This is a genomic window from Streptomyces sp. NPDC052020, assembly GCF_040680575.1.
Classification (GTDB): Bacteria; Actinomycetota; Actinomycetes; order Streptomycetales; family Streptomycetaceae; genus Streptomyces.
This window is the reverse complement of sequence record NZ_JBFAWY010000015.1, coordinates 107,222-127,690: the sequence shown is the minus strand read 5'-3', so window position 1 is coordinate 127,690 and position 20,469 is coordinate 107,222. Positions and strand designations below refer to the sequence as shown.

Annotated in this window: 21 protein-coding genes; 15 read left to right on the top strand and 6 right to left on the bottom strand. The window is 74.4% G+C overall.

Translation table 11 applies throughout. From position 1 onward, the window contains the following. Positions 1 to 134 precede the first annotated feature (134 nt). The 4 genes from AB0L74_RS18095 to AB0L74_RS18080 all read left to right on the top strand — a co-directional run bounded on the left by AB0L74_RS18095 (position 135) and on the right by AB0L74_RS18080 (position 2,693). Positions 135 to 554 (top strand): CBS domain-containing protein, encoded by a 420-nt coding sequence (locus AB0L74_RS18095; RefSeq protein ID WP_365652539.1) that lies wholly within the window; start codon positions 135 to 137, stop codon positions 552 to 554. A gap of 264 nt (positions 555 to 818) precedes the next feature. After that, entirely contained in the window at positions 819 to 998 is a 180-nt protein-coding gene (locus tag AB0L74_RS18090) for a hypothetical protein (RefSeq protein ID WP_365652536.1), read from the top strand. 145 nt (positions 999 to 1,143) lie between these two features. Further along, positions 1,144 to 2,124 carry a dTDP-glucose 4,6-dehydratase gene (rfbB, locus tag AB0L74_RS18085; RefSeq protein WP_365652533.1) on the top strand — a complete coding sequence of 327 codons (981 nt, stop codon included), beginning with the start codon at positions 1,144 to 1,146 and terminating at the stop codon, positions 2,122 to 2,124. Between the two features lie 62 nt (positions 2,125 to 2,186). Beyond that, positions 2,187 to 2,693 carry a metallophosphoesterase gene (locus AB0L74_RS18080; RefSeq protein WP_365652725.1) on the top strand — a complete coding sequence of 169 codons (507 nt, stop codon included), beginning with the start codon at positions 2,187 to 2,189 and terminating at the stop codon, positions 2,691 to 2,693. A gap of 113 nt (positions 2,694 to 2,806) precedes the next feature. On the opposite strand, the gene AB0L74_RS18075 is transcribed toward AB0L74_RS18080, so the two are convergent. Next, positions 2,807 to 4,081 (bottom strand): YncE family protein, encoded by a 1,275-nt coding sequence (locus tag AB0L74_RS18075; RefSeq protein WP_365652529.1) that lies wholly within the window; start codon positions 4,079 to 4,081, stop codon positions 2,807 to 2,809. A 308-nt stretch (positions 4,082 to 4,389) separates the two neighbouring features. Between AB0L74_RS18075 and AB0L74_RS18070 the strand changes: the two genes are divergently transcribed. The 6 genes from AB0L74_RS18070 (at position 4,390) to AB0L74_RS18045 (ending at position 9,785) form a co-directional block, all read left to right on the top strand. Beyond that, the gene (locus AB0L74_RS18070; protein ID WP_365652526.1) at positions 4,390 to 5,475 is read left to right on the top strand and encodes an S-(hydroxymethyl)mycothiol dehydrogenase; all 1,086 of its coding nucleotides are present in this window, start codon (positions 4,390 to 4,392) and stop codon (positions 5,473 to 5,475) included. Next, complete coding sequence (locus AB0L74_RS18065; protein ID WP_365652523.1) at positions 5,475 to 6,104, top strand: MBL fold metallo-hydrolase; 630 nt, start codon at positions 5,475 to 5,477, stop codon at positions 6,102 to 6,104. The genes AB0L74_RS18070 and AB0L74_RS18065 overlap by 1 nt, the downstream gene beginning before the upstream one ends. 190 nt (positions 6,105 to 6,294) lie before the next feature. Next, a complete protein-coding gene (locus AB0L74_RS18060) occupies positions 6,295 to 7,209 on the top strand; it encodes an SDR family oxidoreductase (protein ID WP_365652520.1) in 915 nt (304 codons plus the stop codon). Positions 7,210 to 7,401: 192 nt separating this feature from the next. Further along, positions 7,402 to 7,587, top strand: a complete 186-nt coding sequence (locus AB0L74_RS18055; RefSeq protein ID WP_365652517.1) for a hypothetical protein — start codon at positions 7,402 to 7,404, stop codon at positions 7,585 to 7,587. A gap of 55 nt (positions 7,588 to 7,642) precedes the next feature. Then, positions 7,643 to 8,470 carry a DMT family transporter gene (locus AB0L74_RS18050; RefSeq protein ID WP_365652514.1) on the top strand — a complete coding sequence of 276 codons (828 nt, stop codon included), beginning with the start codon at positions 7,643 to 7,645 and terminating at the stop codon, positions 8,468 to 8,470. Positions 8,471 to 8,591: 121 nt separating this feature from the next. Then, positions 8,592 to 9,785: an aminotransferase class I/II-fold pyridoxal phosphate-dependent enzyme gene (locus AB0L74_RS18045; protein WP_365652510.1), complete on the top strand. Its 1,194-nt coding sequence runs from the start codon at positions 8,592 to 8,594 to the stop codon at positions 9,783 to 9,785. Between the two features lie 7 nt (positions 9,786 to 9,792). Here AB0L74_RS18045 and AB0L74_RS18040 read toward each other — a convergent pair whose 3' ends face one another. After that, complete coding sequence (locus AB0L74_RS18040) at positions 9,793 to 10,206, bottom strand: zinc ribbon domain-containing protein (protein WP_365652506.1); 414 nt, start codon at positions 10,204 to 10,206, stop codon at positions 9,793 to 9,795. A gap of 313 nt (positions 10,207 to 10,519) precedes the next feature. On the opposite strand from AB0L74_RS18040, the gene AB0L74_RS18035 reads away from it, so the two are divergent. After that, on the top strand, positions 10,520 to 11,062 hold the full coding sequence (locus AB0L74_RS18035; protein ID WP_365652503.1) for a flavin reductase family protein: 543 nt from the start codon (positions 10,520 to 10,522) through the stop codon (positions 11,060 to 11,062). 13 nt (positions 11,063 to 11,075) lie between these two features. Here the strand turns inward: AB0L74_RS18035 and AB0L74_RS18030 are convergent, their stop codons facing one another. The 3 genes from AB0L74_RS18030 to AB0L74_RS18020 all read right to left on the bottom strand — a co-directional run bounded on the left by AB0L74_RS18030 (position 11,076) and on the right by AB0L74_RS18020 (position 15,513). Continuing rightward, positions 11,076 to 13,421 (bottom strand): SpoIIE family protein phosphatase, encoded by a 2,346-nt coding sequence (locus tag AB0L74_RS18030; protein ID WP_365652722.1) that lies wholly within the window; start codon positions 13,419 to 13,421, stop codon positions 11,076 to 11,078. Between the two features lie 419 nt (positions 13,422 to 13,840). Beyond that, positions 13,841 to 14,221, bottom strand: coding sequence for a hypothetical protein (locus AB0L74_RS18025; protein ID WP_365652500.1), 381 nt, complete (start codon positions 14,219 to 14,221; stop codon positions 13,841 to 13,843). 371 nt (positions 14,222 to 14,592) lie between these two features. Then, the gene (locus AB0L74_RS18020; RefSeq protein ID WP_365652497.1) at positions 14,593 to 15,513 is read right to left on the bottom strand and encodes a MurR/RpiR family transcriptional regulator; all 921 of its coding nucleotides are present in this window, start codon (positions 15,511 to 15,513) and stop codon (positions 14,593 to 14,595) included. Positions 15,514 to 15,719: 206 nt separating this feature from the next. Here AB0L74_RS18020 and AB0L74_RS18015 point away from each other — a divergent pair, with 206 nt between their 5' ends. Further along, on the top strand, positions 15,720 to 15,881 hold the full coding sequence (locus tag AB0L74_RS18015; RefSeq protein ID WP_365652494.1) for a hypothetical protein: 162 nt from the start codon (positions 15,720 to 15,722) through the stop codon (positions 15,879 to 15,881). Positions 15,882 to 15,934: 53 nt separating this feature from the next. After that, entirely contained in the window at positions 15,935 to 16,336 is a 402-nt protein-coding gene (locus tag AB0L74_RS18010) for a DUF3662 domain-containing protein (protein ID WP_365652491.1), read from the top strand. A gap of 152 nt (positions 16,337 to 16,488) precedes the next feature. Here the strand turns inward: AB0L74_RS18010 and AB0L74_RS18005 are convergent, their stop codons facing one another. Further along, the gene (locus AB0L74_RS18005; RefSeq protein ID WP_365652488.1) at positions 16,489 to 17,154 is read right to left on the bottom strand and encodes a nucleoside/nucleotide kinase family protein; all 666 of its coding nucleotides are present in this window, start codon (positions 17,152 to 17,154) and stop codon (positions 16,489 to 16,491) included. 152 nt (positions 17,155 to 17,306) lie between these two features. Between AB0L74_RS18005 and AB0L74_RS18000 the strand changes: the two genes are divergently transcribed. Further along, positions 17,307 to 18,047, top strand: a complete 741-nt coding sequence (locus AB0L74_RS18000) for a beta-phosphoglucomutase family hydrolase (RefSeq protein ID WP_365652485.1) — start codon at positions 17,307 to 17,309, stop codon at positions 18,045 to 18,047. Further along, on the top strand, positions 18,044 to 20,398 hold the full coding sequence (locus AB0L74_RS17995) for a glycosyl hydrolase family 65 protein (RefSeq protein WP_365652482.1): 2,355 nt from the start codon (positions 18,044 to 18,046) through the stop codon (positions 20,396 to 20,398). The genes AB0L74_RS18000 and AB0L74_RS17995 overlap by 4 nt, the downstream gene beginning before the upstream one ends. Positions 20,399 to 20,469 lie beyond the last annotated feature (71 nt).

Sequence of the window (20,469 nt, the reverse complement as noted above, 5' to 3'; positions counted from 1 at the left end):
GCCCGGGCGCCGGTGCCGGCGCCCGGGCGGCCGGCACGGCCTCGACGAAGAGGACGACCCGACGTGCCGGGACCGCGCGGCGGGGTACCCGGATCCGCAGCACAGCGGAGAGAGGGCGAGGAAAGAGGTACGTCATGGTCCAGTACGTCCGCGACATCATGACGAGCGAACCGGTGACCGTCGAGCCGCAGACCTCCGTCGTCGACGTGGCCCGCATCATGCGGGACGAGGATCTCGGAGCCGTCCTGGTGACGGAGGGGGACCGGCTGCGCGGGCTGGTCACCGACCGGGACCTGGTGATCCGGTCGCTCGCGGAGGGCGGCGACCCGCAGCAGACCACCGTGGCCGGCGCGTGCAGCGACGACGTGGTGACCGTCCGGCCCGACGAGGAGCTGGACCACGCGGTGGAGCTGATGCGCGAGCACGCCGTGCGCCGCATCCCGGTCGTCGACGAGGGGCATCCGGTGGGCATCGTCTCCCTCGGCGACATGGCCATGGAGCGCGACCCGGACTCGGCGCTCGGCGACATCAGCGTGGCCCGGCCGAACACGTAAGGGCGCGGCGGCGGAGCGACGCACGCATGACCGCGGGCGGCCCGCCCCCGAAGCGGGCCGCCCGCGGTCCGCCGGCCTCGCGCGTGCCCGGACGGACGGTGCCGCGAGGCCGCTCCGCGTCCCGGCCCGGCCCGAACGGGCGACGGCGTGGGCGTTTGGCACCGTCCGCCGCCGGGAACCCGGCGGCGCGCCACCGTGCGGCGCCGGGCCGGCGGCCCGCCCCCTGGCGCCGATCGCACGCACCCGGAAGGAAGATGATGCCCCGTGACCACGGACACCGGTGACAAACCCGTCGCCCGCCGGCCGGAGACAGGCTGGTCGACCGCCCGCCGCCTGCGCGGCCGGAGCGCTCCGCGCACATGGGTCCCGGCCGTCGAGGACGGCGACCCGCCGCGCGCGCCCCGTCCGGGCCCCGAGCCGCACATCGTCAGGGGCGAGGACTGACGGCCGGCCCCGGGCACCGGTACGCCGCGCGCGCCGCGGAGCGGCGGCCCGGCGGCGGTCACGGAGGACACGCGGGTCACCGGCAGCTCACTGGTAACGTCGCCGGTATGCGGCCCGCAGGACACAGCAAGGTGCACACGCGTTCATGAACCTCCTCGTCACCGGCGCCGCCGGATTCATCGGCTCCCACTACGTCCGCGCGCTGCTCGCCTCCGACGCGCCCGGGGCGCCGCGGATCACGGTGCTGGACAAGCTGACGTACGCCGGAACCCTGGACAATCTCGAACCCGGCCATCCCCGCCTCCACTTCGTGCGGGGCGACATCCGCGACGCCGCACTGGTCGACAAGCTGATGGCCGGCGCCGACCAGGTGGTGCACTTCGCGGCGGAATCCCACGTGGACCGCTCCCTCCACACCGCCGCCGACTTCGTCCTCACCAACGTGGTGGGCACGCAGACGCTCCTGGACGCGGCGCTGCGGCACGGCGTGGAACCGTTCGTGCACGTCTCCACCGACGAGGTGTACGGCTCCCTGGAGTCCGGCTCGGCGACGGAGGAGGACCCGCTGCGGCCCAGCTCCCCCTACTCCGCCTCCAAGGCCGCCGCCGATCTGCTCGCCCTCGCCTATCACCGCACCCACGGCCTGGACGTGCGGATCACCCGCTGCTCCAACAACTACGGCCCCCGTCAGTTCCCCGAGAAGATCATCCCGCTGTTCGTCACCCGCCTCCTCGACGGAGGAAGCGTTCCGCTCTACGGGGACGGGCGCAACGTCCGCGACTGGCTGCACGTCGAGGACCACTGCCGGGGCGTCGAGCTGGTCCGCACCCGGGGCCGGGCGGGCCAGGTCTACAACATCGGCGGCGGCACCGAGCTGAGCAACCGGGAGCTGACCGCCCTGCTCCTGCGGGCCTGCGGCGCCGGCTGGGACCGGGTGGAGTACGTCGACGACCGCAAGGGCCACGACCTGCGGTACTCGGTCGACTGGAGCAAGGCCCGCGACGAACTGGGCTACCGCCCCCGGCGCGACTTCGCCGCGTCCCTCGCCGAGACCGTCGCCTGGTACCGGGACAACCGCGCCTGGTGGGAGCCGCCCGGACGGCGCACCGCGGGGGAGCACGCGTGAGGCCGGCACCGCCCGCACCCGCCCGGCCGGACGCTCCGGCCGGCGGCGGCCGGGCCGGCCCCGTGCGCCTGCTGCTCATGTCCGACACCCACCTGCCCCGCCGCGCCCGGGAGCTGCCCGCCCCGCTCCTGGCCGAGCTGCCGCGCGCCGACGTCGTCTTCCACGCGGGGGACTGGGTCGACACGGCCACGCTCGACCTGCTGGAGAGCCGCAGCCGCCGGCTCGTCGCCGTGTACGGCAACAACGACGGGCCCGGCCTGCGGGCCCGGCTGCCCGAGGTGGCGTACGCAGACATCGGCGGCCTGCGCTTCGGCGTGGTCCACGAGACCGGCCCGGCCCAGGGCCGGGAGGCCCGCTGCGCCGCGCGCTTTCCCGGCCTGGACGTCCTGGTCTTCGGGCACAGCCACATCCCCTGGGACACCACCGCGCCCACCGGGCTGCGCCTGCTCAACCCCGGTTCCCCGACCGACCGCCGCCGCCAGCCGTACTGCACCTACATGACCGCCTCGGTGGCCGACGGCCGCCTCACCGATGTCGCGCTCCACCGTCTGCCGTCCCGCCGCGCCTGACCACCTGGGCCGGCGACGCCTGATCACCTGAGCCGTCGACCGGCCGCGTCCCCGCGACCGGTTTTCGTCCCCCGGTGCCGCGACCGCGGTCCGCCCGCGCCGCGCCGGTGGCGTCAGCCGGCCGACGGACCGGTCCAGTTTGCCGCCACACGGCCGAGGCGCACCCGCTGGGGGTGGTCGCCGACCGGGACGGACACCGCCTTCCGGCCGGTGGCGAAGTCGATGGCCGTGACCTGGTCGGAGCCGCTCTCGGAGACGACGCAGTGCCTGCCGTCCCCGCTGACGGTGGCCCAGTAGGGCTTCGCCGCGGGGACGAGCGGGCCCTCGTCCAGCGTGGCGCGGTCGACCACCGCGGCGTAGTCGTCCATGGTCCCCGCGACGCACAGCCTGGCGCCGTCCGGGCTCATCGCGATGCCGTGGTGACGTGAGTCGTTGACCCAGGTGGTGCGGTCCTCGCCGGTCGCCGGGTTCTTCGGCAGCGTCTTCGTCCGGGTGATCCGGTCGGCGGCGACGTCGTACTCGAAGAAGCCGTTGAAGAAGGAGACCTGGAAGTACAGCCGGGACTCGTCGGGCGAGAAGACGGCGGGCCGCACGGCGTCCGAGCGGTCCTTCAGCCCGACGGCGTCGAGCCGCTCGCGCATGTCGATCACCTTGACCGGCTGGTACGTCGCGGCGTCCGCGACCGTGATGCGCCGGTCGCCCTTGGTCCAGTCCAGCCACGGGGCGTCGAGCGAGGTGTTCACCTCGCCGATGGACATGTTCCAGAGATACGCGCCGTCCTTGCTGAAGACGTTCTCGTGGGGCTTGTCGCCGGTGGCGAACGAGCCGAGCTCCGTGCCCGTCTCGATGTCCAGCACGTGCACGGTGTTCGCGGTCGACGCCGACACCGCGACCCGCTTGCCGTCGGGGGAGACGGCCATGTGGTCGGAGCGGTAGCCGTCCACCGGGAAACGCCATTCGAGACGTCCGGTGGCCAGGTCGATGGAGACCACGTCGGCGAAGCTGGGCCGTGAGACGACCACCGACGATCCGTCCGGGGTCGTGTACATGTCGTCGACCAACTGGTCGTGGCCCTCGCCGACGCTGGTGCGAATCCCCAGGAAGTAGATCAGCCGGATCGGGTCGGCCTTGATCTCGGCCAGCCGCTTCTCCTTGTCCGGGACCACGTCGATCCGCCCGATCCTGCCGAAGTCCCCGGTGGACTCGATGACGTCGGCGGTGCCGTCCCAGTTGTTGCCGACGAACAGCACCTCCCGCAGCCCGGCGGGGGAGTGCGCGTCCGCCGGGCCGGCGGAGGCGTTCGCGGGGGTGGTGAGGCTGAGCGCCAGGGCGGCGGCCGCGGCGGCGGTCACGGAGCGAAGGTGCCTGGGGGACCTGGTGGCGGGCATGACGCCTCCTCTGGTGTGAACATGCCAAATCGAGGGTCGGACATGAGCCTTGTTCAACTCCGATTACTTACTGGAAAGTAGGGATCGATCGTCCCTCTTCACAAGACTGCGTACACGACAAAAAATCGGCACACCGGGGCGATGGCCGACGTGCGGCACGCGTTGTGCCGCCGGAGCGCCGCCGCCACGCCGGACACCGCCGCCCCTCCGGTACCGGCACGCCGGAATGGCGTGATCCGGATCCCTTACCGATCAGTCACGCATAGGGTCGGCAGGGACGGAGACCGGTCGATGAAAGGGGCAGCGCCATGGCGCAGGAAGTACGCGGCGTGATCGCGCCGGGCAAGGACGAGCCGGTGCGCATCGAGACGATCGTCGTACCGGACCCGGGGCCCGGCGAGGCAGTGGTGCGCGTCCAGGCCTGCGGGGTGTGCCACACCGACCTGCACTACAAGCAGGGCGGCATCAGCGATGACTTCCCCTTCCTGCTCGGCCACGAGGCCGCGGGCGTGGTGGAGTCGGTGGGGGAGCAGGTCACCGACGTCGCCCCCGGCGACTTCGTGATCCTGAACTGGCGCGCGGTGTGCGGGAAGTGCCGCGCCTGTCTGCGCGGCCGGCCCTGGTACTGCTTCGACACCCACAACGCCGAACAGCGGATGACCCTGCCGGACGGCACGGAACTCTCGCCCGCCCTCGGCATCGGCGCCTTCGCCGAGAAGACCCTCGTCGCCGCCGGGCAGTGCACCAAGGTCGACCCGGCCGTCGCCCCGCAGGTCGCCGGGCTGCTGGGCTGCGGCGTGATGGCCGGCATCGGCGCGGCGATCAACACCGGCGGCGTCGGCCGGGGCGACACGGTCGCCGTCATCGGCTGCGGCGGTGTCGGGGACGCGGCCGTCGCCGGTTCCCGTCTGGCCGGCGCGGCGAAGATCATCGCCGTGGACATCGACGACCGGAAGCTGGAAACCGCCCGCGCCATGGGCGCCACCCACGCCGTCAACTCCCGCGAGACCGACCCGGTCGAGGCGATCCGCGACCTGACCGGCGGCTTCGGCGCCGATGTCGTCATCGAGGCGGTCGGCCGCCCGGAGACCTACCGGCAGGCGTTCTACGCCCGCGACCTGGCCGGCACCGTCGTCCTCGTCGGCGTCCCCACCCCCGAGATGAAGCTCGAGCTGCCCTTCCTGGACGTCTTCGGCCGCGGCGGCGCCCTGAAATCCTCCTGGTACGGCGACTGCCTGCCCTCCCGCGACTTCCCCATGCTGATCGACCTGCATCTGCAAGGCCGCCTCGACCTCGCCGCGTTCGTCACCGAGACGATCGCGCTGGACGAGGTGGAGAAGGCCTTCGAGCGGATGCACGCCGGTGACGTCCTGCGCTCGGTGGTGGTGCTGTGATGACCGCCCGCATCGAACGCCTCGTCACCTCCGGCCAGTTCACCCTCGACGGCGGCACCTGGGACGTCGACAACAACGTCTGGATCGTCGGCGACGACCGCGAGGCCGTCGTCATCGACGCCGCCCACGACGCCGACGCCATCGCCGAAGCCGTCGGCGACCGGCGCCTGACCGCAATCGTGTGCACCCACGCCCACAACGACCACGTGAACGCCGCCCCGGCCCTGGCCGACCGCACCGGCGCGGTCATCTGGCTGCACCGCGACGATCTGCCGCTGTGGCAGCGGACCCACCCGGACCGGCTGCCCGACGCCTGGCTGTCCGACGGCCAGGTGATCGAGGCCGCGGGCGCCGACCTGACCGTCCTGCACACGCCGGGACACGCGCCCGGCGCGGTCTGCCTGTACGACCCCGGCCTCGGCACCGTCTTCACCGGCGACACCCTCTTCGCCGGCGGCCCGGGCGCCACCGGCCGGTCCTACTCCCACTTCCCGACGATCATCGACTCCCTCCGCGACCGGCTGCTCACCCTGCCGCCCGAGACCGAAGTCCGCACCGGCCACGGCGACTCCACCACCATCGGCGCCGAGGCCCCCCATCTGGACGAGTGGATCAAACGGGGCCACTGATCCCGACCAGGACGGGGCACGCCCGGTCCCTCCCCGGCGGCGACGCACTCGCCGCCCGCCCGCGCCCCGGCCGGACGACCTCGGGAGCGGCGGGGTGGCGGGACGGCCCGGAAAAGGCGACAGGAGATGTCCGGTTTCCCGGGCACCCTCACCGGTGAGAGATCACGCACCGCACGACGGGAGGCCGGACATGTCACGACCGCTGGAGGGCAAGGTCGCATGGGTCGCGGGGGCGACCCGGGGAGCCGGACGCGGCATCGCCGTGGAGCTCGGGGCGGCCGGGGCCACCGTCTACGTCACCGGGCGCAGCACGCGCGCCCGGCGCTCGGAGTACGACCGCCCCGAGACCATCGAGGACACCGCCGACCTCGTCACCGAGGCCGGCGGCCACGGCATCGCCGTACCCGCCGACCACCTCGACCCCCGGCAGGTGCGCGCGGTGGCCGACCGCATCGCCCGCGAACACGACCGCCTGGACGTCCTGGTCAACGACATCTGGGGCGGCGAGATGCTCTTCGAGTGGGACACCCCGGTCTGGGAGCACGACCTCGACAAGGGTCTCAGGCTGCTCCGCCTCGCGGTCGACACCCACGCCATCACCAGCCACCACGCCCTGCCGTTGCTGCTGCGGCGCCCCGGCGGCCTGGTCGTGGAGGTCACCGACGGCACCGCCGAGTACAACCGCGACCACTACCGCAGCTCCTTCTTCTACGACCTCGCCAAGGTGTCCGTGCTGCGCATGGCCTTCGCCCTCGGCCACGAACTGGCGCCGCGCGGCGCCACGGCCGTCGCCCTCACCCCGGGCTGGCTCCGCTCGGAGATCATGCTCGACGTCTACGGCGTACGCGAGGACAACTGGCGGGACGCCCTGGACCGCGTCCCCCACTTCGCCATCTCCGAGACGCCCCGTTTCGTGGGCCGTGCCGTCACCGCCCTCGCCGCCGATCCCGGCGTGGCCCGCTGGAACGGGCAGTCCCTCTCCAGCGGCGGCCTCGCCCAGGTGTACGGCTTCACCGATCTCGACGGCAGCCGCCCGGACGCCTGGCGCTACATCGTCGAGGTCCAGGACGCCGGAAGGCCGGCGGACGTGACCGGCTACCGCTGACCGCCCCCCTCCGGTGCGCGCGGCGCGTCCGGCTCGCCAGCCGGCTCATCAGCCGGTTCGCCGAACGCCGCCGGGCCGTCCTTCCGGAGCGCCGCCCCCCGTACCGCGGCGCCGAGGGACGTGATCAGTAACACGGTCTGATATGTCCGATTGGCTCGCGATTACTCACGGCGCCTTCACTTTCGGCGCCGTATGCTTCACATCATGTCCACCACTGTTGAACCCTCCTCCGAGCGATCGGCTGCCGAGGTCAACGAGGAGATCCGGGCCCTGTGGCTCCGGTCGGGCGGGACACTGAGCGTCGAGCAGCGCGAGGAGTACCAGCGGCTCGTCTTGGAGTGGGCCGCCGCGGCCCCGGCCCCGGAGCGGGCCGCCTGACGCCGCGGGCCCGCCACGGCGCAGCGGAACCCCGCTTGGGGGCACCAGACGACGAATGGGTGCCCTTCTCGCGCTGACCTCGGCCGTCTGCTACGGCGTCGTCGACTTCGCAGGCGGCCTGCTGTCCCGGCGCGTCCACTTCACCGCCGTCTCCTTGTTCGGCCAGCTCGGCGGCCTGCTGCTCGCCCTCGTGGCGGCGCTCCTCGTCCCGGCGGGCGCCCCGCACCCGCCGGACCTGCTGTGGGGCGCGCTGTCCGGCGTGGGCAGCGGCACCGCCATGCACTTCCTCAACCGCGGGCTCAGCCGCGGCGCGATGAGCGTCGTGGTCCCGGTGAGCGCCGTCACCGGTGTCGCGCTGTCCGTGCTGTGCGGGGTGCTCGTCCTCGGTGACCGTCCCGGCCCGCTCGCCTGGGCGGGCATCGCCGTCACCGTCCCCGCGCTCTGGCTGGTCTGCGGGCCCGGCCCCGGCGGCCCGGGTCCGGCCGCCGCCGACGGCCTGCTCGCCAGCGCCGGTGTCGCCGTCCAGTACCTCGCCCTCGGCCAGGCCGGTCCCGGCAGCGGGCTGTGGCCCGTGGCCGCCGGCCGTGTCGCCGCCGTACTGCTGCTGCTCCCCGGCGCGGTGCGCCGCCCAGGGCGCCTGCGGCTGCCGCCCCGGCGGTCCGCCCAGGCCCTCCTGATCGGGGCGGGCGCCGCGCTCGGCCTGATGCTCTACCTGCTCGCCGCGCAGCGGCAGCTCGTGGCGGTCGCCGTGGTGCTCGCCTCCCTCTACCCGGCCCTGCCCGTCGTACTGGGGGTGGCCCTCCTGCGCGAGTCGGTCACCCCGCGGCAGGTGACCGGCCTGCTGGGCGCGGGGGCGGCCACGGTGCTGCTGGCCCTGGGCTGATCAGGGCCGCAGTACGCCGCAGAGCGTGCCGCTCGCGCCACGCCGAGTCGGAAGAAGGCGCACCCCCCGGGAGGCACTCGTGCCGTGTCCCCGGCCCCGCGCAGCCCTTATCTTGTGCCCCATGACCCGTACCCCGCAGGACCGGAGCGGCGACCCCAATCCCCTGCGCGCCCTCACCCTCGACCGGCTGAAACGCCGCACGAGCATGAAATGGCGCACCTACCCCGAGGACGTACTGCCGCTGTGGGTGGCCGAGATGGACGTAGCGCTCGCCGAGCCCGTCGTGCGCGCCGTCACCGACGCCCTCCGCCTCGGCGACACCGGCTATCCCGCCGGCACCGCCTACGCCGAGGCGCTGGCCGCCTTCGCCGACCGGCGCTGGGGCTGGAGCGGGCTCGCCGTGGAGCGCACCGCGGTCGTGCCCGACGTCATGCTGGGCGTGGTCGAGATGCTCAAGCTGGTCACCGGGCCCGGCGATCCGGTGGTGGTCAACCCGCCCGTATATCCGCCGTTCTACCCGTTCGTGGAGCACATGGACCGGCGGGTGGTCGAGGCGCCGCTCGGCGCGGACCTGCGCATCGACCCGGAGGCACTGGAGGACGCCTTCCGGCGCGCCGCCGGGGCCGGCGGACGCGCCGCCTACCTGCTGTGCAGCCCGCACAACCCGACCGGGACCGTCCACACCGCCGCCGAACTGGCCACCGTCGCCGCCCTCGCCGAGCGCTACGGCGTCCGGGTCGTCGCCGACGAGATCCACGCGCCGCTCGTCACCGGCGGCACGCGGTTCGTGCCGTACCTGAGCGTGCCCGGCGCGGAACGGGGCCTGGCGCTGATGTCGGCTTCCAAGGGCTGGAACCTCGCCGGACTCAAGGCCGCGCTCGCCCTCGCCGGGCCCGGGGCCGCCGCCGACCTGGCCCGGATGCCCGAGGAGGTCGGTCACGGCCCGAGCCACCTCGGCGTCATCGCCCACACGGCGGCGCTGCGCGACGGCACCGCCTGGCTGGACGCGCTGCTGGCCGGTCTCGCCGGCAACCGGCGGCTGCTCACCGGCCTGCTGGCCGAGCGGCTGCCCGGCATCGTGCACCGGCCGGGGGAGGCGACCTGTCTGGCCTGGCTGGACTGCCGCGCGCTCGGGCTGGGTGACGACCCGGCGCAGGCGTTCCTGAGCCGCGGGCGGGTGGCGCTCAGCTCCGGGATCCCCTTCGGCACGGGCGGAGCCGGCCATGTGCGGCTCAACCTGGGGACATCGCCGGAGGTGCTCTCGGAGGCGGTACGGCGGATGGCGGCGGCGCTGCGCGCCGGCGACCGCGGCTGACCGGCCGTCAGGTCCAGGCGCGGTACGGCTCGTCGGCCAGCTGGAAGACCGGTTCTCCCCGCACCGGGTCCTTGGCCGTGGACAGCCGCACCCGGTCCCCGCTGTGGATCCCGACGGGCGGACCCATCACCCTGCCCCGCACCACGAACCCCTCGGCCATCTCGATCAGGGACACGTTGCGCGCGGCGGGGGTGTTGCGGTGGACCACCGTGGAGTGGCGCACGGTGCCCGTGCCGCCGCTGCGCTCGGTGTGCAGGTCGCTGCCCCGGCAGACCGGACACAGCACCCGGTGGTACATGGCGGTGCCGCACCAGGTGCAGCGCTGGAACAGAAGGGCCTCGGTGTCCGCCGCCCCCGGTTCGAGGACGCCCGTCGCGGAGCCGGCTGCCTGCTGAACGGCGCTTCCTGAAGGGTGGTACACGCTGTCAACTCCCTGCACTCGGCCGGAATCCCCCGTGCGCGCTCACCGGGCACGCGCGTGCCCGGTCACCGTGCCACCGCGCACGCCGACAGGGTATGGCACTCAGTGTCATGCGTAAAGGCACTCCGTTCCCTGAAGGCGTCTCCGCGCCGCTTCCCGCGGGCGGGGGCCGGTCCGCGCTGACGAAGGGGACGGCTGAATCGCCGGGTCCCGGGCACCTGTGTCCCGGATGGCGGCGGCGGGCGGCGCGTGGTGTCGTGACAGGTGAGTGACGCCCGGGTGCCGCCACGGCGGGCGGAAGGGGCTGATGACCATGGCGAGCACGGAGGAGACGGAGAACACGGAGGGCGTGGACGTCTTCGTCGGGCGGCTCGATCCCGAGATGTGTGTGGTGACGGCCGCGGCGGGCGGGGAACGGGCCGGCTGCCTGGTCGGATTCTTCTCCCAGTGCTCCCTCGATCCGGTGCGGTTCGCGGTCTGGCTGTCCGAGGCCAACCGGACCTTCCGGGTGGCGCGGAGCGCGGACGTCCTGGCCGTGCACCTGCTCGCCCGGGACCAGCGCGAGCTCGCCGAACTCTTCGGCGGGCAGACCGGCGACCGCGTCGACAAGTTCGCGCACGTCCGGTGGCGGCAGGGGTACGGCGCGGCCCCGGTGCTGGAAGACGCGCGGGCGTGGTTCGTCGGCCGGATCCTGCACCGCGTGGACGGCGGCGACCACGTCGGTTTCGTCCTGGACCCGGTCGAGTGGGGCGGGCCGCGCGAGTCCCGCCACGAAGCCCGTCCCGAGGCCGGTGAAGGACCCCTGCTGCACCTCGGCGACGCCGGTTCCATCCGGCCCGGCCACCCCGCCCACTGACCCCGCGCCGCGCTCAGGCCGCGTCGTCCGCCTCCCCGGGCACGCGTATGTCGAGGACGCAGACGTCGTCGCGCCGCTCCTCCTCCAGCATGGCGGCGAGCAGCGTGCCGAGCGAGCCGGACTCCGCGGCGTGGTGGGCCGCGGCGGCCCGCGCGAGGCGCTCCAGGCCCCGGTCGATGCTCTCGGGCGGCCGCTCGACCAGGCCGTCCGTGTAGAGGATGAGCCGGTCGCCCGGCCGCAGCCGGCACTCCGCCTCACTGAAGACCGGGGAGGCGGTCGCGCCGAGCAGGATGCCGCTGGGGCGGTCGAGGTAGCGGGCCCGGCCGTCGCGCAGCAGCAGCGGCGGCGGATGGCCCGCCTGCGCCCAGAGCAGACGGCGCCCGGCGGGCTGGTAGCGGGCCAGGACCATGCTGGCCGTGCCGTGGGAGCCCCGGGAATGCAGCAGCAGCGTGTTCAGGCGGGTCAGCGCGCCGGTGAGCGAGGAGCCGGTGATGACCATGCCCTTGGCGGTGAAGCGCAGCTGGGCCATCGTGGCGACGGCGTCCACGCCGTGCCCGGCGACGTCACCGACGACGAACAGGGCGTCGCCGTCGGGCAGTTCTATCGCGCTGAACCAGTCGCCGCCGACGTACACGCCCGACTGCGCGGGCAGATACGCCACCTCCACACGCAGCCCGGCCGGTTCCAGCGGCCGCCTGGGCAACGGCAGCAGCGCGTCCTGGAGCCGGGCGGCCAGGGTGCGCTCGGCGCGCAGGACATCGTGCTGGGTCAGCATCGCCCGCTCGCTCTCGACGAGGGCCAGCTCCGCCCGGCGCCGTGCCGTCAGGTCCTGTACGAAGCCGAGTACTTCCACGGGAGTGCCGTCGATGCCCGGCACGGCCTCGGCGACGAAGCGCAGATGGCGGACACCGGCCGGGGTCCTGGTCCGGAAGGGGATGTCCAGGGGCCGCCCCTCGCCGACCAGGGCCCGCACCGCCCGGTCCAGCGCGGGGGCCTCGTCGGGCAGCGCCAGGCCGGGCAGGTCGGTCAGGCGGACCGGGCCGCGTGCCGGGCTGCGGCCGAAGATGGCGAACACCTGGGACGACCAGGTCGCCACGTGCGTGGACAGGTTCCAGGTGGCCCAGCCGAGGTTCCCCAGCCGCTGGAGGTCGGCCAGCCGCTGCTCCTGCCGGTCGGAGGAGTCGTGCCGGATCCAGGTCAGCACCAGGCCGTCGCCGAGGGCCGCCACCCGCACCGAGTACGTGGACAGTTCGGCGACGCCGCCCACCACTTTCTGATGGGCGAACGGCGTCCCTTCGTAGGGCTCCCCGGTGAGCAGCGTGTGCAGGCAGCCCCGGCGCAGCGCCTCGCTCTCCGCGGCCGGCAGGCACTCGGTGAGCCGCCGGCCGGCCAGCTCCCCGCCGCCGCGGCCGACGACGTCCGCCGCCTGCTCGGTCGCGGCGTCGATGCGGTAGTCCTGGACCTCCCCGGACGGTGTCCGCAGCGGAGTGAGCAGCATCGCCGCGACCGGGAGCGCGTCGAGCACCCGCTGCACGGCGTCGGCGGCACCGCTCGCGGCGGGCTCCGGCCGGGACCCGGAGGTACGGAGCCGCCCGGCGCAGAGCAGGGCGACGGCCCTGAGGTGCTCACGGGCGGCCGGCGGGAACGGCCCGCCGGCGCGGCGCAGCACGCCGAGGCAGACGTCGGGCGCGTCGCCGGTTGCCACCGGCAGCCAGGCCCGTGACCGCCAGCGCTCGGGCGGGTCCCCGATCAGCAGGTAGCACTCCCGGTCCCGCTCGAAGTCCTCCAGCCAGCGCGGCCGGCGGTCCCGCAGGACGTCCAGCGGCGCCATCCCGTTCAGCGGCGGGACGCGGTGCCACTGGGCGGCCAGCGTCTGGTCGAGGCCGGCGTGGCCGATCAGTTCCAGTCCGCCGGAGGGCAGGCGCGCGTACAGCATGACGGCGTCGGCCCCGGCATCCGGCGCGAGGTGTTCCAGCAGACAGCGGGCCAGGTCCTGGGGTGTGCCGACATGGACGAGGTCCCGGGCGAGGCGGGCCAGGGAGGAGGAGACGCCGTCGGCCGCCGGGGGCGCGGGGGCGTCGCGGCCGGTGGCACCGCACGCCCTGCCGGGGGCGCCGCCCGGGCCCCCGGCGGCGGGCCGGGGGCCGCCGGCTGTCGTCCCCGCGTGCGGCGGGCCGGAGCCGCCGAGCCCTCCGAGCGTGACCCAGGACTCCTCCAGCACCGTGCGGCCGGCCGCCTCGGCGCGCTGGACCAGCGTCTCGCCCGCGGCCTGTACGGAGCAGCCGGTCAGCGCCATCACGGCGCCCTTGGCCCGCTCCACGACGGCCGACGCCGCCGCCAGATCGCGCAGCCGGTCCATCTCGGCACGCTGCCTGGCGACGATCTTGGCCAGCCTGGCCGTGTCGTCGGGCGCGGCGCCGGAACCCGCCGGCGTGGCGTGCTCGCTCGTCACGCGTCGAGCATCGCACACGGGGACGCGTTCGATGACCGCATCCGCACCACTCGCCCCGGGCGTGGGCCGGTCCGGCACAGGTGGGAGCGCTCGGGCGTGCGCGGGGCGGGCGGCCGCAGGCGGGTCAGCGGCGCCGCTCGCCGGGTGCCCGGCACGCCGTCTCCGCGGGCCCTTCCGGACTCCGCGGCGACGCGCGCCCGCCGGGATCCGTCCGGCCGTGGCGCGGGGCCCGCCGGTCCGGCGGCCGGACGGCTCCCGAGGCGGTGCGCCGTCAGCCCGCCGTGCCCGGTCACCGGGTTCCGGCGCCGCCGGTGCCGGAGGCGCGGTCAGCGTCCGGCCGACCGCCCGGCCAGCGCCTCGGTGACCGCCCGTACGCTGCGCGCGATGTGCTGCAACTGGAGCACCTCCGCCGCGTACAGCTTGATCGTGTGCTCGATGACCGACTCGGGCAGCCCGAGCCGGGGCAGATCGGCCCGCGCGGTCTGCAACGCGGTGCGGGCCACCCGGATCTCCTGCTGCACCTGGAGCTGGGCGTGCCGGGCGAGCAGCACCGGGTGGCGGATCAGCGCGGGGTAGCCCGCGTAGCGGGCGGGCACGAGCTCGCGCAGCCATCTGGCGGCGGAGCGTTCCCAGTCGTAGCTTCCGGGGGTTTTCACCTGGCGTGGCCAGTCCGGGCTCAGGCGCGTGGGTGTCAGGGGCATCGTCATCGTTTCCGGGTGTGCGGCGGGACGCGGGCGGCCCCGGCCCGTGCGGGCGAGACCCGACCGGAGCCCCGGGGCGCCGTCGCGGACAGGAGCCGGCGGCAGCGGGTGCCCGTGCGGGAGCCCGGTGACGGCAGGTGCCGCCCGCGCGGCGGGTGGTGCGGCGTGCGCATGGGCGGGACCGTCGGCTTTCTCCGGGCGGAGCGGATCGGCGAGCGTGCGGGAACGCGCCTCAAGGAAGCCCCGGGGTGCGGTCCCTGAGCAGTATTTATATATGCCGATCGCTTGGCAAGGCGTATAAAAGCATTCATGTGAGCCGTCCGTCCGCGCTCACCGGCCGCCGGCCCGCGCGGACGGGCGGCCCCCGGCGGCGCCGGTCAGTCCCCGAGGAAGAACTGGTGCTGGTCGGCGACCTGCTCGTACTGCTCCAGCCGGGCCTGGGTCCGCTCCGGATCGGCGTCGGTCATGGCCTGGAGCAGCGCGGCGCACATCACGCCCGGCGCGGCATAGGAGTCGAAGACCAGCCGTGAGCCGGTGCCGGTGGCGAAGGTGACGTCGGCCGCGTCCGCCACCGGCCCGAGCGTCAGGTCGGTGATCAGGGCCACCTTGAGCCCGGCCTGGCGTGCGACCCGCACGGCGGTGAGGGTCTCCCGCGCGTGCCGGGGCATGGAGAACGCCAGCACCCAGGTGCCGCCCGCCTCCCGGGACTGCAGCAGGGCGTCGTAGGCGACGCTGCCGCCGGCGGTCACCAGGCGCACGTCGGGGTGGATGCGGCGGGCGGCGTAGGCGAAGTACTCGGCGAGCGAGACGGAGATGCGCAGCCCGAGCACGGTCAGCGGCGCCGAAGCCGACAGCGCGCGGCCGACGGCGATCACCCGGTCCGGGTCGGCCAGGTCCCGGCGCAGGTTCTCCAGGTTCTCCATCTCGGCGTCGACCGCCGCTTGCAGCTCGTTGCCCCGGTTCTCCTCGGCCGGGCCGCCGGCCCGGGTGGTGCCGAGCGCGATCGACTGGAGCCTCTCCCGCAGCGCGGGGTAGCCGCTGAAGCCGACCGCGGCGGCGAAGCGGGTCACGGAGGGCTGGCTCACGCCGGCCCGTTCGGCGAGATCCGTGATCGAGAGGAACGCGGCCTCGGTGAGGTGGTCGATCAGGTACTGGGCGATGCGCCGCTGGCCGGGAGAGAGCCGGGGCCGGTCGAACAAGGTCCTGAGCTGGGAGGTCGCGGAGGGCTCCGCTTCCGGGGCGGTCTTTCCCGAGGTGATCGCTGATGCCTGTGCGCGAGCCTGCTGCGGCGATGGCACCGGTGCGCCTCCTTTTTCTGCCTCGGACGTTCAACATAGCTCACCGGCCCTGCTCGCCGGCCTGTCCGCGACGGCGTCCGGAACCGGGCCCGCGGCGCGGAAGACCGGGCCGGACGTCCCTCCGGATCCGGTGCGGATGGATATCCGCGCCCGGTCCGGGAACCCGCCGCCTCGGAAGATCCCCACACGACGGAGGAGGAGCCGCCATGACCGTTCCGGAAGAGAACCGGCCGAAGACCGACACCACCGACGACGTGCTCGACGACCGCGAGGAGCACGCGTCCCGGCCGCAGGGCGCCACCGGCCGCACGATGCGCGAGGCGCTGGAGGAGGCGCAGGTACGGCCCGACGACTACGACGAGGAGTGACACCGCCGCCCGGCGGAGAATCCGACCCCGACACGACGGAGCAGGTGAACCGCATGGGCGCACTCAGCGCTCTCGAACAGGCCCTGGAGAACCGATGGGAGGCGCTGTGGGCGCGGGTCCTCGACAAGGAACCCGTCGAACTCCTCGACGCCCTGCGCACCGAGTGCGACGGCCACGCCGTGGTCTGCGCGGCGGGCCGGGTGATGGTCCCCAACGCCTACGACGTCGAACTCGCCGACGCCGTCCACGAGGAGCTGACCCGGCACGGCGCCCCCGTCGGGCAGGCCCTCACCGACAGCCTCGCACGCCACGCCGAGCGGCACGGCTACGAGTGGGCCGGGCCCCTCGCCGTCCACGTCACGCGCTCCGCCGACGTGCCCAACGGCCGCTACCGCGTCGCCAGCCGCGTGATGCCCCACGTGAGCGCCGAGGGCTTTCAGGACGCGGGGCGGTAAGGGGCGCGGCACGCGGCACCGGTCCGGCGCCGTCCGCCGGGTCCGCGCGACCCGGGCGGCGAGGCGCCGGGCGGCCGGGGCACACCGGCCCGTTGGCGCTCCCTCTGCGACGGCCGCCGCGCGCGGCGATGGTGACACCGGGCGGACGGCGCTCACCCGTCCGGGCGGGTGAGCGCCGTCGCCGGCACCACGAGATCGGCCCGGTGCCGGGTGGCGGCGACCAGATCGGCGTTGCGCTGGTCCGTTCCGAGGACCCACGCCACGGCGTCCGCGCGGGTCTTGCCGAACTCCTCGTGCCGGGCGACGAGCCGCCGGATCCGCTCCTCCTCGGCCGTCTCGCAGAACCACACCTCGTCCAGCTGCGGGCGCACCCGCGCCCAGGCGCCGGTCTCCAGCAGCAGGTAGTTGCCCTCCGTCACCACCAGCCGCGCCGTCGGCGGCACCGGGACGGCCCCGGCGAGCGGCTGCTCCAGCACGCGTTCGAAACCGGGGGCGTACACGACCTCGCCGTCCGTACCGCCGGGCTCCTCGCGCAGCCGCCGCAGCAGCGCCGCGTACCCGGCCGCGTCGAACGTGTCCGGCGCCCCCTTGCGGTCCCGGCGCCCGAGCCGGTCCAGTTCGGCGTCGGCGAGGTGGAAGCCGTCCATGGGGACGTGCGCCACCCACGGCTCGCCGTCCCCGTTCAGCTCCCGCACCAGGCGCTCGGCCAGCGTCGTCTTGCCCGCGCCGGGGCTCCCGGCGATGCCGAGCAGGGCGCGTCGCCCGCTCCCCGCCAGTCCACGGGCCCGGGCGAGAAGGTCGTCGAAAGTCAGCGGCACACCGCAGAGTGTGTCACCCGATGAGCCGGGGCCACGGCGGGCCCCCCGGGGAGCGGCCCGCCCCCTCCCGCGAGCCCGGCGCGCCCCGCCGTACGGCGTCTGTGGCGCGAGCCACCCGATGGGACCAGGCCGGGCGGGGAACCGTCACCTGTATGACGACGCAGCTCGGTCTCCCCGAAGACATCCAGGCCTGCCTCTTCGACCTCGACGGGGTCGTGACCAAGACGGCGGTGGTGCACGCCGCCGCCTGGAAGGAGACGTTCGACGCGTTCCTGCGCGAGCGGGACGGCGAGGACTTCCGGCCCTTCACCGACGCCGACTACGACGAGTACGTCGACGGCCGCCCGCGCGCCGACGGCGTGCGCGCCTTCCTCGCCTCCCGCGGCATCGACCTGCCGGAGGGAAGCCCCGACGACCCGCCGGACGCGCGGACCGTCCACGGCGTCGGCAACCGCAAGAACGCCCTGCTGCTGGAGAGGATCCGCACCCAGGGCGTCGAGGCCTACGACGGCACCCTGCGCTACATCGACGCCGTGCGCGCCCGGGGCCTGCGCACCGCGATCGTCTCCTCCAGCGCCAACACCCGGGACGTGCTGCGCTCCATCGACGCCGAGCGGCTGTTCGACGTGCGGATCGACGGCGTGGTGGCCGCCGAGCGGAAGCTGCCCGGCAAGCCGCACCCCGACACCTTCCTCGCCGCGGCCCGCGACCTCGGCGTCGAGCCGTCCCGGGCCGCCGTGTTCGAGGACGCCCTGGCGGGCATGGACGCCGGTCGCGCGGGCCGCTTCGGCTACGTCGTCGGCGTCGACCGGGTCGGCCAGGGCGACGCCCTGTACGCGCACGGCGCCGACCGGGTGGTCAAGGACCTCGCCGAGCTGGGAGGCCAGGCGTGATCACCAACCGGACGTACGCGGTCGAGCCGTGGGCCGTGCGCGAGACCGAGCTCAACCTCGACCTGCTCGCCCAGAGCGAGTCGGTCTTCGCCCTGTCCAACGGACACGTCGGCTGGCGCGGCAACCTCGACGAGGGCGAACCGCACGGCCTGCCCGGCAGCTACCTCAACGGCGTGTACGAACTGCACCCGCTGCCGTACGCCGAGGCCGGCTACGGCTATCCCGAGTCCGGCCAGACGGTCATCAACGTCACCAACGGCAAGGTGCTGCGCCTCCTCGTCGACGACGAGCCCTTCGACCTGCGCTACGGACGGCTCGTCAAGCACGAGCGCACCCTGGACCTGCGCCGTGGCGTACTCGAACGGTTCTGCGAGTGGACCTCCCCGGCCGGGTCCACGGTCCGGGTGCGCTCCACCCGGCTGGTCTCGCTCACCCAGCGGGCGATCGCCGCCGTGTCCTACGAGGTGGAGCCCCTCGACAGCAAGACCCGGGTGGTGATCCAGTCGGAACTGGTCGCCAACGAGAGCCTGCCCGGCCCGAACGGCGACCCGCGCACCGCCAAGGCCCTGAAGTCCCCGCTGGAGCCGGAGGAGGACATGGCGGCCGGTCCCCGGCTGCGCCTGGTGCACCGCACCCGCACCAGCGGCCTCAGGGTCGCCGTCGCCGCCGACCACGTCGTCGACGGACCCGAACCGACCAGCACCAGCAGCGAGAGCAACACCGACGTGGCCCGGCTGACCATCACCTCCGTCCTGGAGCCCGGACAGCGGCTGCGGGTGCGGAAGACCGTCGCGCACGGCTGGTCGGGCACCCGCTCCCGGCCCGCGATGAGCGACCAGGTCGAGGCCGCCCTCGCCGCGGCGGCCCACAGCGGCTGGGACGGCCTGGTGGCGGAACAGCGGTCCTACCTCGACGACTTCTGGGGCCGCGCGGACGTCGAGGTCGACGGCGACGAGGAGATCCAGCAGGCCGTCCGCTTCGGCCTCTTCCACGTGCTCCAGGCCGGCGCGCGCGCCGAGCAGCGGGCGATCCCCGCCAAGGGACTGACCGGCTCCGGCTACGACGGGCACGCCTTCTGGGACACCGAGATGTTCGTGCTGCCCGTGCTCACCTACACCGCCCCCAAGGCCGTCGCCGAGGCACTGCGCTGGCGCCGGGACACCCTGCCGGCCGCCCGGGACCGCGCGGCCCAGCTCGGCCTGCACGGGGCCGCCTTCCCCTGGCGCACGATCGACGGCTCCGAGGGATCCGCGTACTGGCCGGCCGGCACCGCCGCCTTCCACGTGAACGCCGACATCGCGCACGCCGCGGTGCGGTACGCGGCGGCCACCGGCGACGCCGACTTCGAACGCGACACCGGCCTGGAACTGCTGGTGGAGACGGCCCGCCTGTGGCGCTCCCTGGGCCACCACGACCACCACGGCACCTTCCACATCGACGGCGTCACCGGCCCCGACGAGTACAGCGCCATCGCCGACGACAACGTGTACACCAACCTGATGGCGCGGGCGAACCTGCTGGCCGCCGCCGAGATGTGCGAACGCCACCCCGACGTGGCGGCCCGGTTCGGCGTCGACGACGAGGAGAGCGCCGCCTGGCGGGACGCCGCCGAAGCCGTGCACATCCCCTACAACCACGAACTCGGCGTCCACGAGCAGCACGCCGGCTTCACCCGCTACCAGCGCTGGGACTTCGCCCGCACCCGGGCCGACCAGTACCCGCTGATGCTGCACTTCCCCTACTTCGACCTCTACCGCAAGCAGGTGATCAAGCAGGCGGACCTCGTCCTGGCCATGTACACCTGCGGCCGCTTCTTCGACGAGTACAGCGACGAGGAGCAGATCGCCCGCAACTTCGCCTACTACGAGCCGCTGACCGTACGGGACTCCTCCCTGTCGGCGTGCTGCCAGGCCGTCGTCGCCGCCCAGACCGGCCATCTGCGCCTGGCCTACGACTACACCGCCGAGGCCGCCCTGATGGACCTGGCCGACCTGGAGCACAACACCCGCGACGGACTGCACATCGCCTCGCTGGCCGGCACCTGGATGGCGCTGGTCGCCGGGTTCGGCGGCACCCGCCGCGAGGAGGAACACCTCTCCTTCGCGCCGCGCCTGCCGGAGAAGTTCAGCCGCCTGGCCTTCCGGCTCCAGTTCCGGGGCCGGTGCCTGCGCGTGGAGATCGTCGCCGACAAGGCCACCTACACCCTGCTGTCCGGCCCGCCCCTGAGGATCCGTCACCACGGAAGGTCCCTGACGGTGAACGGCGACGGCCCCGTCACCCGCGCCATCCCCGCGCCGAAGCCGCGCCCGGTGCCCGAGCAGCCCCCGCACCGCCGGCCGAACGCGCGCTGACCCAGGCCCGCCCGTCCGGGCCGCCGGAGGGGGGCCGCCGGGTATGGGCGCGGCGTCAGGCCACTGGCCGT

Coding starts and splice junctions, on each gene's coding strand:
- AB0L74_RS18095 (WP_365652539.1), top strand. CDS start 135: ATGGTCCAGTACGTCCGCGACATCATGACGAGCGAACCGGTGACCGTC.
- rfbB (WP_365652533.1), top strand. CDS start 1,144: ATGAACCTCCTCGTCACCGGCGCCGCCGGATTCATCGGCTCCCACTAC.
- AB0L74_RS18075 (WP_365652529.1), bottom strand. CDS start 4,081: ATGCCCGCCACCAGGTCCCCCAGGCACCTTCGCTCCGTGACCGCCGCC.
- AB0L74_RS18070 (WP_365652526.1), top strand. CDS start 4,390: ATGGCGCAGGAAGTACGCGGCGTGATCGCGCCGGGCAAGGACGAGCCG.
- AB0L74_RS18065 (WP_365652523.1), top strand. CDS start 5,475: ATGACCGCCCGCATCGAACGCCTCGTCACCTCCGGCCAGTTCACCCTC.
- AB0L74_RS18060 (WP_365652520.1), top strand. CDS start 6,295: ATGTCACGACCGCTGGAGGGCAAGGTCGCATGGGTCGCGGGGGCGACC.
- AB0L74_RS18055 (WP_365652517.1), top strand. CDS start 7,402: ATGCTTCACATCATGTCCACCACTGTTGAACCCTCCTCCGAGCGATCG.
- AB0L74_RS18050 (WP_365652514.1), top strand. CDS start 7,643: ATGGGTGCCCTTCTCGCGCTGACCTCGGCCGTCTGCTACGGCGTCGTC.
- AB0L74_RS18045 (WP_365652510.1), top strand. CDS start 8,592: ATGACCCGTACCCCGCAGGACCGGAGCGGCGACCCCAATCCCCTGCGC.
- AB0L74_RS18035 (WP_365652503.1), top strand. CDS start 10,520: ATGGCGAGCACGGAGGAGACGGAGAACACGGAGGGCGTGGACGTCTTC.
- AB0L74_RS18030 (WP_365652722.1), bottom strand. CDS start 13,421: ATGGACCGGCTGCGCGATCTGGCGGCGGCGTCGGCCGTCGTGGAGCGG.
- AB0L74_RS18025 (WP_365652500.1), bottom strand. CDS start 14,221: ATGACGATGCCCCTGACACCCACGCGCCTGAGCCCGGACTGGCCACGC.
- AB0L74_RS18015 (WP_365652494.1), top strand. CDS start 15,720: ATGACCGTTCCGGAAGAGAACCGGCCGAAGACCGACACCACCGACGAC.
- AB0L74_RS18010 (WP_365652491.1), top strand. CDS start 15,935: ATGGGCGCACTCAGCGCTCTCGAACAGGCCCTGGAGAACCGATGGGAG.
- AB0L74_RS18000 (WP_365652485.1), top strand. CDS start 17,307: ATGACGACGCAGCTCGGTCTCCCCGAAGACATCCAGGCCTGCCTCTTC.